Source organism: Veillonella sp. KGMB01456 (genome assembly GCF_023051165.1).
Classification (GTDB): domain Bacteria; phylum Bacillota; class Negativicutes; order Veillonellales; family Veillonellaceae; genus Veillonella_A.
Genome location: NZ_JALKIG010000001.1, coordinates 87,795 through 102,017 on the forward strand (window position 1 = coordinate 87,795; position 14,223 = coordinate 102,017).

A 14,223-nucleotide genomic window follows, 5' to 3' on the forward strand; every position below is an offset into this window, starting at 1 on the left:
CTTTGGATTCAGATAACACAAACCCCCTCTCCGTGCGGATGCACAGAGAGGGGGTTTGCTTATTATGCAGCTGATTTTCCTAGAGAGAGTAGTTATTTTTAATGATTAATTGCACACATTGGTCACATGAAACGCGAATATATTAATCATTTAAATTGGAAAAATCAACTGTAATACCGAGTGCCTTGGCTACGCCTTCGCCGTAAGCCGGATCACATTGGTAACAATGTTTAGCATGGCGTTCTTGAATTTCTTTAGAAACGCCGTTCATAGCACGTGCTGTATTTTCAAATAAAAGTTGTTGTTTTTCCGGAGTCATGAGACGGAACAATTTGCCCGGTTGGGTGTAGAAATCGGAATCGTCTTCATAGAAATCGTATTGGTAAGCAGGGCCCGTAATATCGAGCGGTGGTTCTTTGAATTCCGGTTGGTTGAGCCATTCGCCTTTAGTGTTTGGCGCATAGCCGATGGTAGCGCCGTGGTTACCGTCAACACGGCCGAGACCGTCGCGATGGTACATGTTAACAGGGCATTTAGCGGCGTTAACAGGAATCTGATGGTAGTTAGTGCCTAAGCGGTAACGCTGTGCGTCAGCATAGGAGAATAAACGACCTTGTAACATTCTGTCAGGGGAGAATCCGATGCCCGGAATTATGGTGGACGGAGCAAAGGCAGCTTGTTCAACGTCTTGGAAGTAGTTTTCAGGATTGCGGTTCAATTCCATGACACCAACTTCGATGAGCGGGAATTCGCTGTGATACCAAACTTTAGTGAGGTCGAACGGATTGTATGGCATTTCTTTAGCCTTTTCTTCCGTCATAACCTGGATGCACAATTTCCATTTCGGGAAGTCGCCTTTTTCAATGGCGTCGAATAAATCCCGTTGATGGCTTTCGCGGTCGCCGGCTACCACTTCGGCTGCTTCTTGGTCGCTCAAGTTTTCAATCGGTTGTTGGCAAACCCAGTGGAATTTAACCCAAACGCGTTCGTTATTGGCGTTGATTAAGCTGTACGTATGGCTACCGAAACCATGCATATGGCGGTAGGAGGAAGGGATACCACGGTCACTCATAACGATAGTAATCTGGTGGATGGCTTCCGGTAAGCTGGTCCAGAAGTCCCAGTTAGCTTCGGCATCACGCAAGTTTGTTTTTGGATTACGTTTTACGGCACGGTTCAAATCAGGGAATTGCAATGGATCGCGAATGAAGAATACCGGGGTGTTGTTACCAACGAGGTCCCAGTTGCCTTCTTCGGTGTAGAATTTAACGGCAAAACCGCGAATATCGCGTTCGGCGTCAGCTGCACCGCGTTCCCCGGCTACTGTGGAGAAACGAACGAATAAATCGGTTTTTTTGCCAACTTCTGAAAAAAGTTTAGCTTTAGTGTATTTAGTGATGTCATTAGTTACAGTAAAAGTACCGAATGCACCGGAACCTTTAGCATGCATACGTCTTTCAGGAATTACTTCACGAGCAAAATGGCCTAGTTTTTCCATGAGCCATACGTCTTGCATAAGGACAGGACCACGTTTGCCGGCCGTCATAGAGTTATTATTGTCCGGTACGGGTGCACCAAATGCGGTAGTCAATTTCTTTTTGTCACTCATTTTCCTATTTCCTCCTTAGTACCTACTAACTTTTCGATTGTTTTGAATGTTAACGGATAATTATTATCCATTTATACTATTATTATAACGTTAAATTTCGAAATACACAAGATTTTTTTATTAAAAATATTATTAAATTTGATGAGATAATAGCTGTAAATGCAGCTATTATCTGTAATGATTAAGCTATGTAATATAAAAGATACTTTACAATTTTTTGATATATTAATATGAAGTGAAGATGCTATATGATTGTTTCACGCATATATTTTGGACTAAATGGAGCTTTTCGGTAATATCTATCATAAGCGGAGACGTATCGCGGTTGATAATAAGTAGCTGACAATAAACGGCACATAATATACTTTATTAATGAACGGACGGTTCCTTTTCTTATTGAATTTTATATGATACTCTATACTTATAATATGCTTGTAGTATGAACATATCATTATTGACAGTGTATTTATTAGCTGGTTTGACGGAGACTTTATAAGGAAGTTTTAAAAGGAAATTACTACGAATTTCAAGCAAGAATTCCTACTAGAGATTTTTACCAAGAATTTTCTCGGAAATTAATAGATGTTTAAAAAGAAACGGAAGATTACTCATATGAAATATATACTGAAAAAAATGACGGTACTCATGGTGCTGGTGGGCTTTATCAGCTTTATGACGGCTGTGTCATTTAACGGTGTTGAGGCTAAATCGGAAAGACTTATGATTCAAGGTGACCACGGCGCCTTGTCGGCTGTGTTGCAAACACCGGACAAGGTTCAGAGTTATCCCTTGGTTATTTTGATGCACGGTTTTTCCGCGAGCAAAGATTATAAATTACTGGAATTGACGGCGGAATATTTAGAAAAAGCGGGGATTGCTTCCATTCGCTTTGATTTTAACGGGCACGGTGACAGTGAAGGCCGTTTTCAAGACATGACGGTGCCGAATGAAATTGAAGATGCGAAGAAGGTCTATGCGTACGCCAAAGCGTTACCGGGCGTTACGAATATTTTACTGGTCGGCCATTCGCAAGGTGGTGTGGTAGCCAGCATGTTGGCCGGCGAGTTAACGGAGCAATATGGCAATGATGCGGTGAAAGGGTTGGTTTTATTGGCTCCGGCCGCTAATATCGTAGATAAAACGATTGGGGGAGCCTTCTTTGGTGTACAGTTCGACACGGATACTATGCCGGAATACATTGAGTTGCCTAGCGGTTTACACGTAGGCCGTGATTATTTTAAAACGGCTTATAGTCTGCCTTTGTATGATACGGCCAAGCTGTATACGGGGCCGGTGACTATCATTCAGGGAAAGGAGGATACGGTAGTGCCGCCACGGTATGCGCAGCGTTTTGTTGAAATTTATAAGCATAGCACGCTTGAAATCGTGGAGGGCTATGATCATGAGTTTTCACAAAATATGCCTGCCATAGCGCGCGGGATAGTGCAGTCCGTGCAGCAAGATGTAAATCGTACGGATGATACGGATCTGAAGATTAATAGTTATCTCAACGAAATTCGGTTGTTTTTTGAAAAGATTATTGAAGTGCTCGATAAGGTGAAAGCATTTTTAGCGGGGTTAAGCTAAGTGTAGACATGTGAGAAAAGAGCTGTTTTTCTTCTGTTGTTAACTATTATTCCTATAATTTTAATGGTATAATATATCTATTACACAAAAACAAATGTTTAACAGACGCCGGGGGATGAAAGTGCACTTATATAAACGTTGTTTTGGTGCAATGAGAGATTAGAGAATTTTTTTCAAAAGAAAAGAGGAGAGAGTATGAGTTTAAGATTGTGGGAACAGGTGGCGGCTTGGAAGTCGCCGAAGTATCGCTTTGTGGATTTGACGCATGAACTAAGTCCGGAAACACCGCATTGGTGGGGTTTTAAGCCGCTAAAAGAAACGACTTTGTATGATTATCCCGAAAATAAAAAAGACGGTGACACTTGGACGGAAGCGCCTATGCAGATTAAGGAATACACTGTCGTAGGTCAGTACGGTACGCATGTGGATGCACCGATTCATTTTGATCCGAAGGGGCGTACGCAAGAGCAGCTTCGTGTTGATGAAATGGTATATCCATTGGTTGTTATCGATAAATCCAAAGAAGTAGCTGAAAATCCGGATTATGAATTATCCGTTGAAGATGTGTTGGCCTTTGAAGAACAGTACGGCCGTATTCCGGAAGGTGCGTTTGTTGCCTTTAGAACCGATTGGTATAAACAGCCGGCCGATGATTTTCAGAAAAAGGATGCCGACGGCAATCCTCATACGCCGGGCTGGACGATTCCCACATTGGAGTTTTTGGTAAAAGAACGTAATATCGGCGCCATCGGTCATGAAACGGCCGATACGGATGCGGCGATTCGAGCATTCCAACCGGATTCCCATCCGTTGCCGGCTGAGCAGTATATTTTGTCGCAGGATAGAATTCAGGTGGAAGTGTTGGCTCACTTGGATGAGTTACCACCGGTAGGAGCCGTTATCTTTGTAACTTTCCCTAAATTGAAAGGCGGTACCGGCTTTGCGGCGCGTTGCTTCGCCTTGGTAGAAAACGAATAAAATCAGATTAGGTTCTTAAATCTTAATAAATGAAAAGAAGGCGTTAATGCATCTGTTGATTTGCATTAACGCCTTAAATAATTTAGAGGATTTACTTCACATAATGAATGCGATCTTCAAAGAAACGATCTTGCTGTTTTCTCGTTTCGGCTGGATAGCCCAAAGGGAAGAGGGAGAACGCTTTTAGGTTTGCCGGAAGGTTCAAGGCTTTACTTACATACTCCATGTGATCTTCAAATGGTGCAATGCCTATCCATACACCGCCGAGTCCGAGGGCATCCGTCTGTAGCCATATGTTCTCTTGCGCAATGGTCATGTCGAGCGGCGCCATTGATGGTACCGGAATTCCATCAACTTTGTAGACCGGTACGATAACAACCGGGGCACTGGCTACGCAGTGCGAATATTGGGAAACCCGGGCTAAGTTTTCAATCACTTCTCGATTGGTAACCACATAGAATTCCCAAGGCTGTTGGTTAACCGCAGATGGAGATTGCATACCGGCGCGAAGAATTTCAGTGATTTTTTCTTGTTCAACCGGACGATCTTCGTATTTGCGGATACTGGTTCTGTGGAAAATGCTGTTCATGATGAGTCCTCCTAACAATTGTACTGTTTAATAGTTAATACTAACTTTTGTAAACCGACGCTCCTATATTAATCTCTTGCGCTTGCAAGGCATAGTTGTTAACCTTTAATATATTTACATACTTAAATGTGTTACTTAATTTCATTATATACTTTATGTCAAGTTCAGTCCCGCAGGAAATAGGGGGCATAGCAATACGAAGAAGGATGACACAAAAAGAGGCAGTAACCTCCGAGTCGGTTCGGATGGTTACTGCCTCTTATGATATGAATAGACCAATGCATACGGCTGTTACGCTTGGGCTATTGTTTGTCAGCTTAATAAGTACAACTGAGAGAGAATAGTTATATTACAAGGCGAAATATAAATTAATAAATGCCTTAGTACGTAATACTTATTATTTATTATTTTGCAGGTTTCTGAGCTTCAGTGTCAGTTTTGTCGATGATGATATCGGTTTTCTGAGCTTCTAAGTTGCTCTGAGCCTGTGCGTTCTGCCAAGTAGCGGCAATTTTAGCGTCTTCTACTTTTTTCTGTTGAGCTTCGGCCGGAGTAATAGCGATGTCCGGTTTGTTTTTCAACTGGTAGTCACGGTTAACAAGGTTAGCTACTACAGTTTCTAAAGCAGCGTCAGCTGTGTTAGGCTGGATAGCATGGCCCGCACCGTTAGCGTTGGAAGTGCTCTGAACGTTTTCGGAGTTGTTAGGGTATACGTCTTTCTGGTAAGCGTATAATGTGTTGTTAGCGAAGTCTAATTTGTAGTTTACTACATCAGTAAGACCTGTGTTAGGGTTTACGGCAGCTGCCTGGAAATCAGCAGTATCTGTATTTACATCGTAGTTAACGGAAGGAACGTTAACACGAGTTGTGTAGTCAGCGTCGGAATGTACCCAGTACCATTGATCGGCCGGTAAAGTTTTAGCGGAAGCTACGCCCGCAACTGTTGTTAATGCTAAACCTAATACTAATAATTTTTGTAATTTCATAATATATAATCTCCCTTCGAATATCAATAAATTTTGAATATCGATTTTTTTATATATTATTATAGCACAATAAAAACAAAGAGTTCAAGGGAGTGGACTAAAAAAATCGAAATTTTTAGTAATTCAACTATCGAAAGTTAGAGATTTGATTTGTGTTAACAAAGTTTTCACGTAGTTATTGAGGCAACTATAATTTTGTATTTAGTCATTTGAACTACTCATTTATAGTGCAATAGAGCCATCTCTTATATGATATAAATAGCCTTTAAGTCGTAATGTGTCTAAAGGTTATTTTTACTTTTTAAAAATAGTATTTTATTTGTAAGGGAGGCAAGTATGGCTATTAAAAAGACGGATGATAAGAAAAAAGCTACTAAACCGACTTACTCGCGCAAGGACATTTTGAAACTTCGCGACGATGAGATACCACCGGTGATTGATCGTTTTAGAGGGACCTATAGCTTTCTTTCGAATTTTAGTACTTATAAGGTATTTTATATGGGCGACACGTATTATTCGGCGGAGGCGGCGTATCAAGGTGCTAAAGCGGCGACGGACTTGCAGCGTATGAAAATGGTAAGAGTGAAGCGGCCTGACTTTGCACGGCGCATAGGGCGCAATATGAAGCCCATCCGTGCTGATTGGGAGAACGTTAAGTTGCGGGTCATGTATGACATAGTTAAAGCTAAGTTTTTACAGAATGAAAAATTGCAGGCTAAACTGTTGGCAACGCGCGATAGAATGCTGATAGAAGGCAATGATTGGGGCGATACCTTCTGGGGCATGGTCGATGGCGAAGGGGAGAATAATTTGGGGAAAATACTGATGCGCGTTCGCGAGGAAATAAAGACTGGTTTAAAGGGGGAATTTGAACAAGAAAATTGAGCAAGAAAATTAATATAACTAATGAAGGGCAATGCATTGCTTAAAGATGAAAAAGGTTAAGAATTTATAAAATTGCATATTCTGTGTGGACAAAGTACCACGAAATACCCGCTGGGAATGCTCATAGTGCCTCAAGATTCACTAAATGCATAATACCTATGATTTATTTGATATTAACACTAGCGCATAATGTTTTTTACTGTTATTATAAGATGTAGTAGATTATCTAAATTTTTGATTAAAATAGAAATAATTAAGATGAATTTAGTGTGAAGAATAGTAAGCAGAAAGAAACGACGGACATTAACACTGTTCGGCAGGAAGGATGTGTATTATGCGAGAATTTCGTTGTGATTCAGAGGCTATGAGAAAAGGGTATTTGGCATTGGCGGCTCAAGTGAGCAAGGCGCTTGAAAAAGGCACATTGTCTGTGCATGATACACTGCAATTAGTTGTGATTGACGACGTAGTAGTTAATTGGTACGGCAAGGATGCATTCGATGGTCGTTATGCTGAAAAGCCGGATGATGTATTGTTACAGATGGTGGCGCAAGCGCGCTATGAATTTGAAAAGCCATATTTTGAAGAGCATAGTATTGCTACGTTAGCGGCGTTGGCCAATAAAAAGCCGGTTGTGAAAACGCCTAAGTCGGTGGTAGAGCAAGTATTTACGGACAGTGAAGCGGCCAAAATTTGGGAAGTTGGTTTGACGGCTGTTATTAAAGCGTGTCAAGGGGGCGGCCTCAATCGTTTTAACGAAAGAGAATGTCGCAACAGTGACGGCACGTTCCTCATCAGCGAAGCGGGCATGAATCGTCTCTTCGGTGAACGTTTGGATGATCAGGGGATGAGTATTGTCTTCATGCATATCGGTTCGGAAGAAGCCATGTTGGTTCGCTCCAAATTGCGCAAGATTTTTGAAGCACGCGGCGTTGCCGATGTAGAAGGGGCTTTGCATGAACGTTTGGGTCAAGTGATTACGTCTTGCGTGAAAGCGATTGCCAACGGTCATACCGTAGAGCTTTTGAAGACGATTGAAGATGTGGCCAAAGATGTGGGCATTGTGTCGAAGGTGGTCAAGGTTGTTACTGATTTCAGACGCTATAACCGCATCGTGTGGGCGTACCTCTATTTATTGGTTGATAGTGATGAACTGGAAACTTGGCGCATGGTGGCCGAAGGCACGGATATTAAAGCGCTCATGGCGGCTGTGGCTAAGAAATAACCAATTACATGCGTATTTTACTTATATTAAATGAGCACTTTGCTTAATTGTTTAATATATGTTTTTGGATAATACTTAATTAAGAAATTAACTAATTTACTTAAAATTTGAATAAAAAATTATAAAAAACAGACTTAAGAGGTTGTAAGACTGCAGTAATAATGCGGTTTTATGACCTCTTTTTGAGTTTAGTAAAATGTATGTCAAATAGGTATGAGTTTTTGTAAAATTTTACTTGAAAAAATAGCAATCATGAGCGAAAATATATTTGTAATATATTTTCTTAAGTAGTTTATTAAATGTGAGGAGCGGAGATTATGTCAGAACTAAGATGGAATCCATTGCTCGGCACATGGACGATGGTAGCGTCAAACCGTAAATTACGTCCCACTATGCCAAAAGATTGGTGCCCGTTTTGCCCGGGAGAAGGGAAAAAGGTACCATCCGAATTTACCGTGTATGCCTATGATAATGATTTTCCGGCTCTAACCCAACATCCGGAAGCACCGTTTGTGGATGAAACAGGTTTTTACAAGAGCGCAGAAAATCATGGTAAGTGCGAAGTTATCTTGTACTCGCCGCGTCATTCGGTTAAATTCTATGAATTGTACGTAGGCCATATTATCGACCTGTTGGAATTAATTTCGGATCGTTGTACGGCTCTTGCAGCGGATAAGAAGATTAAGTATGTCTATCCGTTTGAAAATAAAGGGGAAGCCGTAGGCGTAACGATGCCGCATCCTCACGGACAGATTTACGGATATCCGTTCGTGCCGCAGAAGATTGAAACGGAACTTAAGAACTGTAAGGACCATTATGAAGAAACACAGCGTTGCTTGCTCTGTCAGATGAACCAAGCGGAACAAAAATCGGATTTGCGTATTGTAGCCGAAAATGACAGTTTCTTAGCGTATATTCCGTTCTTTACGGATTATCCGTACGGCGTATTCGTTGTGCCGAAACGTCATTTCAGCATGCTTTCTGAATGTACGGCCAAAGAAAAAGAAGATTTGGCTCGTATGTTAAAAGTGGTTACCCACGCATTCGACGAATTATTTAATGCACCGTTCCCGTACATGATGGTTTACCATCAACGGCCGGTTAACTCGCCGGAATATGATGATGCTAACGATTATTATCATTTCCATATTGAATTTTATCCGCCATTTAGAGAAGCTAATAAGATTAAATACTATGCTTCCTCGGAAATGGGCGCTTGGGCCGCAGCCAATACGAGCGCAGTTGAAGAAACGGCACCGGTTTTGCGTAAGCTGGTGACGAAGATTATAGAAAGGGAAGAAAGTAATGACTAAAGAGGAACTGATAGCTAAATTTATTGAGCAATTCGGCGATACCGGAGAACCCATTGATTGCTATTTTGCCCCGGGGCGTGTGAACATCATTGGTGAACATCAGGATTACAATGGCGGTCATGTGTTTCCGGCCGCTCTGACTTGCGGGATTTGGGGCGCTATGCGCCTGCGGGACGATTCTAAAGTTCGTCTTTATTCTGAAAATATGGAAGCCACGATTGTGGTAGATATTAATGATGATTTCGTTTACGATGAAGCTCATGATTGGGCCAACTATCCGCTTGGCATCATTGAATATTTGAAAAAAGATGGTTACACCTTACAGGGGATGGATTTATTCTACAGTGGTAATTTACCGGCCGGTGCGGGGCTTTCATCCTCTGCTTGTATTCTCGATTTAACGGGTTACATGTTGTGGACACATCTTGGCAAGACGCCGATTGACCGCACGAAGTTGGCAGAAATGGCACAGCAGGTTGAATACAATTTCGTAGGCGTTAAAGTGGGTATCATGGACCAATTCGCCATCAGCCACGGCAAAGAAGGACACGGCGTGCTCCTCGACTGTACGGCTATGGAGTTTGAACATGTACCACTTAACTGGGGCGATTACCACCTCATCATTATGAACACCAATAAAAAACGCGGCTTAGTTGATTCCAAATTTAACGAGCGTAAAGGTGAATGTGATGCGGCTTTGGCAGAAATCCAAAAACATCATCCTCTATCGGGCCTATCCCTGGGTACCTTAGAGGACTTGGATCTCATCGAAGATGATGTATTGCGTCGCCGTGCTCGTCATGCGATCACTGAAAACTTACGCGTTATGGCCTTCATGGATGCCCTTCGTGAAGGCAATACGGCAAAGATTGCCGAAATTATTACGGCTTCTCATGAATCCTTACGTTATGACTATGAAGTAAGCGGTTTGGAATTGGATACGATGGTAGAGATTGCGCGTAAGCAACCGGGCTGTTTGGCATCGCGTATGACAGGCGCCGGTTTTGGGGGCTGTGCGATTGCTTTGGTAGCAAGCGATAAGGTAGAGGCTTTTAAAGAAGCTGTACCAAAACTTTATGAAGAGGCTATTGGCACTGTACCGACCTTATATGATGCTGAGATAGGCGATGGCGTATATAATTTATAGGCTTTCGGGAAGGGGACAAGATGCAAACTAAACAGGCACTCAATAATGACGAAATAATTTTAAATTATATACGTCGTAACGGCTCTGTTTCAAAAGCAATTATTGCTCGTAATACGGGCATTACACCACCGACGGTAACCAATATTTGCAGTACGTTGGCTGAAAAAGGTCTTATTTATGAAGATCGACAGGAGCGCAGTGCATTGGGGCGGCCGTCGATGCTGTTGAAATTTAATGAGCAAAAAGAAATGATGCTGATGGTTCACGTACGTACTCATAATGTATTTTGTTATGTAGTGCAATCGGGGGGCATTATTTTATATCAGATGCAACAGTCGATTATCGGCCTTTCATCAGAAGAAATATTAAATACGATTTATCATTGTATCGAAGATATCATTGAGGATATGCGTTGGACGATTGCTGCTATCGGCCTCATCTTACGCGGCCCCGTGGATTCGCAAAAAGGAATTTCCATTTTTTCACCAAACGGTAAATGGTCCAATATTCCGTTCAAGTACATTTTGGAAGAACGGTTCCAATTACCGGCTTATGTGGAAAATGATGTGCGCTGCTTAGCTACCGGCGAATATTATTACGGCAGCGGCAAAGGCATTGAAAACCTCTTGGTTTTGAAATTCAGCTACGGTCTCGGCGCCTCTTTGATTTATCACGGCTCGCTTTATCGTGGTTACAATGATTATGCCGGCGAAATCGGTTACTCCGTCATCGATATTGATGAAACAAAAGAGGATTCCTTCACACGTTTAGAAGAAGTGGCATCGGAAACAGCCATTCGGGAGTATGTGTTGACGGAAATCAAAAAAGGTCGCTTATCCAAAGTAACTGACAATGGAGCCATTATAAATGATGCATTCCGGGTAGAACCTATTTATGAGGCTGCCGTGGAAGGCGATGAAATTTGTTTGGAAGCCTTGAATCGGGTAGGCAAATACTTAGGCATTACCTTAGCTAATTTATATAACATGATTAACCCGCAGCGCATTGTCGTAAGTAGCGCTATGGGCAATGCGGTGGGGACCATGGATCCGATATTACGTACCGTATTGGAAAAGAATTTACATCGGGCACAATCCGTCGATTTGGTTTACTCCGGCAACGGTAGTTATTACACATTGCTGGGCATGGTGGATATTGTCAGCAGCCGCAGAGCCGGTGAAGTATGGCTCAATGGGCGTTAAACGAACAGTTGGTAGATACGCTAGAAGAAAGCGAATTATAGAGTCTACATTTTCGTCTCAAAGGAGGAATTTCTCGTGAAAAAGGCATGGAAAGCAGCAATGTTGGCTACCTTCGCAGTAGGTACCTTAGTAGTGGCAGGTTGTGGCAGTGATTCCACATCCGGCAGTGGTGATTTACCACAAGTAGGTGTGGCTATTTACAAGTTTGATGATACCTTTATGAGCGGTGTACGTGCGCGTATCGATGCTGATGCTAAAGGCAAAGCTAAAGTTGATATCGTAGACAGCCAGAACTCGCAGCCTACACAAAATGAAAAAGTTGACTTGTTCCTTAACAAGAAATACAAAGCCATCGGGGTTAACATTGTTGACCGTCCGGCAGCCGGCGGGATTATCGACAAAGCTAAAGCAGCTAATGTTCCTTTAGTATTCCTTAACCGTGAACCATTAAAAGAAGACATGGCTAAATGGGATAAAGTTTACTATGTAGGCGCTAAAGCTGAACAAAGCGGCGAAATGCAGGGTAAAATCTTAGCTGATTACTTCAAGAAACATCCGGAAGCATATAAGAGCAACGATAATGTATTACACTATGTACTTATCAAAGGTGAACCGGGCCATCAGGATGCAGAACTTCGCTCTAAATATGTAATTGAATCCCTCAAAAAAGAAGGTATTCAGGTACAAGAAGTGGCACAAGATACAGCTATGTGGGACCGCGTTAAAGGTCAAGAAAAAATGGCTGCTTTCTTATCCAGCTACGGTGATAAGATTGACGCAGTTATCGCAAATAATGACGACATGGCTTTAGGTGCTATCGAAGCATTGAAAGCTGCCGGTTACTTCCAGAACGGTAAATATATGCCGGTTGTAGGCGTGGATGCTACGGCTCCTGCAGTACAGGCTCTTAAAGACGGCACTTTATTAGGTACTGTTCTTAACAATGCGAAAAAACAAGGCGATGCTGTATTCAACTTGATGCTCGTATTGGCTAAAGGGGAAGCTCCAACTAAAGAAAATACAGGCTTTGAAATTGTTGACAAACAATATATTTGGGTTCCTTACGAAATCGTAACGAAAGAAAATGCAGATCAAATCTTAGGTGATAAGTAGTCATTGCAGTAGGTAGGGAGGCTTGTTGCAGGCCTCCCTCACTTACTGAACCGGTAGGAGGGCAAGCATGAGTGAATATATTTTAGAGATGCAACATATATCAAAGTCATTTCCCGGCGTTAAAGCATTGAATGATGTATCTCTGCGGCTCCGTCCAGGTTCGGTACACGCGCTTATGGGCGAAAATGGAGCTGGGAAATCGACCTTGATGAAATGTTTATTCGGCATCTACAAGCAAGATGAAGGACAAATTATTCTGGACGGTGAAAAGGTAGACATTACCGATTCCCGTACCGCATTAGGCCTTGGTATTTCTATGATTCACCAAGAGCTCTATCCTGTATTACAACAGACTGTTATGGAAAACTTATGGCTTGGCCGTTTTCCGCTTAAAAGTTATGGTCCGTTGAAACTCGTTGACCATAAAAAAATGAAGGCCGACACAGAGGCTCTTTTTAAGGAAATAGATGTTGATATTGACCCGTTGGAATTGGCTGGGAACTTATCCGTATCCAAACTTCAAAGTATTGAAATTGCTAAAGCGGTGTCGCATCACTCTCGCATTATCGTAATGGACGAACCAACTTCTTCTTTGACCAGTGATGAAGTAGAGCATTTATTTAAAATCATAAACGGGCTCAAAGCAAAAGGGGTTGCCATTATTTATATATCTCATAAAATGGAAGAAATCCTCCGCATATCCGACGAAGTAACGATTATGCGTGATGGTAATTATATAGGCACTTGGCCGTCAGACGAATTGACCACGGACCTCATTATTAAACGCATGGTTGGCCGTGAAATGACGCAACTTTTCCCTGAGAAAACCAATGTACCGGGGGAAGAAGTATTGCGCGTAGAAAATATGACATCCATTCGTGACCATTCCTTCAAAGGTGTAAATTTCTCCCTTCGTAAAGGTGAGGTTCTCGGTATCGGTGGTCTCGTAGGGGCGCAGCGAACCGAGGTTATTGAAGCTCTGTTCGGACTTCGTCACTTGGCGGATGGTAAAATTTTTATCCACGGCAAGGAAGTTAAAATCCGTAGTCCGCGCGATGCGAAGAAACATCATATCGCGCTCCTCACCGAAGAACGACGGGCTACCGGTATTTTCCCGATGCTTAATATTGTCGATAATAATACGATGGCTTGCATGCCGAAGTATCGCAATAAAGTAGGTCTCTTAAATGACAGATTGCGTGAAATCGACACGGAGGAAGGCGTAAGCTCCTTGCGTATCAAGACGCCGGATACGCAGACCCGCATTCAATCCTTATCGGGCGGGAATCAGCAAAAGGTATTGATTTCTCGCTGGTTAAATACGAATCCGGAAATCCTCTTACTTGATGAACCGACTCGTGGTATCGACGTAGGGGCCAAATATGAAATCTACACGATTATCAATCGCTTGGCTACCCAAGGCAAAAGCGTAATCATGATTTCGTCGGAAATGTCCGAATTGCTCGGCATGAGTGACCGCATCATGGTTATGAGTAACGGTAAAATGGAAGGGATTCTGGATGCGAAAGACGCAACGGAAGAGAAAATCATGGAACTTGCTACGGCAGGTTTATTATAGGAGGATATGA

12 protein-coding genes are annotated in these 14,223 nt (G+C 42.3%); 9 read left to right on the forward strand and 3 right to left on the reverse strand.

The features are described 5' to 3' along the window. Positions 1 to 142: 142 nt before the first annotated feature. Entirely contained in the window at positions 143 to 1,609 is a 1,467-nt protein-coding gene (locus MXE28_RS00505; RefSeq protein ID WP_021842670.1) for a catalase, read from the reverse strand. 612 nt (positions 1,610 to 2,221) lie between these two features. Between MXE28_RS00505 and MXE28_RS00510 the strand changes: the two genes are divergently transcribed. Further along, positions 2,222 to 3,196: an alpha/beta fold hydrolase gene (locus MXE28_RS00510; RefSeq protein ID WP_021842671.1), complete on the forward strand. Its 975-nt coding sequence runs from the start codon at positions 2,222 to 2,224 to the stop codon at positions 3,194 to 3,196. A 195-nt stretch (positions 3,197 to 3,391) separates the two neighbouring features. Next, entirely contained in the window at positions 3,392 to 4,174 is a 783-nt protein-coding gene (locus MXE28_RS00515) for a cyclase family protein (RefSeq protein ID WP_021842672.1), read from the forward strand. Between the two features lie 91 nt (positions 4,175 to 4,265). On the opposite strand, the gene MXE28_RS00520 is transcribed toward MXE28_RS00515, so the two are convergent. Both MXE28_RS00520 and MXE28_RS00525 read right to left on the reverse strand, forming a co-directional pair. After that, positions 4,266 to 4,763, reverse strand: coding sequence for a nitroreductase family protein (locus MXE28_RS00520; RefSeq protein WP_247239689.1), 498 nt, complete (start codon positions 4,761 to 4,763; stop codon positions 4,266 to 4,268). A 404-nt stretch (positions 4,764 to 5,167) separates the two neighbouring features. Next, the gene (locus MXE28_RS00525; RefSeq protein WP_247239690.1) at positions 5,168 to 5,749 is read right to left on the reverse strand and encodes a hypothetical protein; all 582 of its coding nucleotides are present in this window, start codon (positions 5,747 to 5,749) and stop codon (positions 5,168 to 5,170) included. Positions 5,750 to 6,085: 336 nt separating this feature from the next. Between MXE28_RS00525 and MXE28_RS00530 the strand changes: the two genes are divergently transcribed. From MXE28_RS00530 to MXE28_RS00560, 7 genes are all read left to right on the forward strand, one after another. Continuing rightward, complete coding sequence (locus tag MXE28_RS00530) at positions 6,086 to 6,634, forward strand: NADAR family protein (RefSeq protein WP_247239691.1); 549 nt, start codon at positions 6,086 to 6,088, stop codon at positions 6,632 to 6,634. 334 nt (positions 6,635 to 6,968) lie between these two features. Beyond that, the gene (locus MXE28_RS00535; protein ID WP_021840809.1) at positions 6,969 to 7,859 is read left to right on the forward strand and encodes a helix-turn-helix domain-containing protein; all 891 of its coding nucleotides are present in this window, start codon (positions 6,969 to 6,971) and stop codon (positions 7,857 to 7,859) included. A 317-nt stretch (positions 7,860 to 8,176) separates the two neighbouring features. Next, positions 8,177 to 9,172: a galactose-1-phosphate uridylyltransferase gene (gene galT, locus MXE28_RS00540; RefSeq protein ID WP_247239692.1), complete on the forward strand. Its 996-nt coding sequence runs from the start codon at positions 8,177 to 8,179 to the stop codon at positions 9,170 to 9,172. Next, on the forward strand, positions 9,165 to 10,319 hold the full coding sequence (locus MXE28_RS00545; protein WP_021840811.1) for a galactokinase: 1,155 nt from the start codon (positions 9,165 to 9,167) through the stop codon (positions 10,317 to 10,319). Before galT ends, MXE28_RS00545 begins: the two co-directional genes overlap by 8 nt. A 20-nt stretch (positions 10,320 to 10,339) precedes the next feature. Next, complete coding sequence (locus MXE28_RS00550) at positions 10,340 to 11,521, forward strand: ROK family transcriptional regulator (protein ID WP_021840812.1); 1,182 nt, start codon at positions 10,340 to 10,342, stop codon at positions 11,519 to 11,521. A 75-nt stretch (positions 11,522 to 11,596) separates the two neighbouring features. Further along, on the forward strand, positions 11,597 to 12,634 hold the full coding sequence (locus MXE28_RS00555) for a galactose ABC transporter substrate-binding protein (RefSeq protein WP_021840813.1): 1,038 nt from the start codon (positions 11,597 to 11,599) through the stop codon (positions 12,632 to 12,634). A gap of 67 nt (positions 12,635 to 12,701) precedes the next feature. Beyond that, the gene (locus MXE28_RS00560) at positions 12,702 to 14,213 is read left to right on the forward strand and encodes a sugar ABC transporter ATP-binding protein (protein ID WP_021840814.1); all 1,512 of its coding nucleotides are present in this window, start codon (positions 12,702 to 12,704) and stop codon (positions 14,211 to 14,213) included. Positions 14,214 to 14,223: the final 10 nt, after the last annotated feature.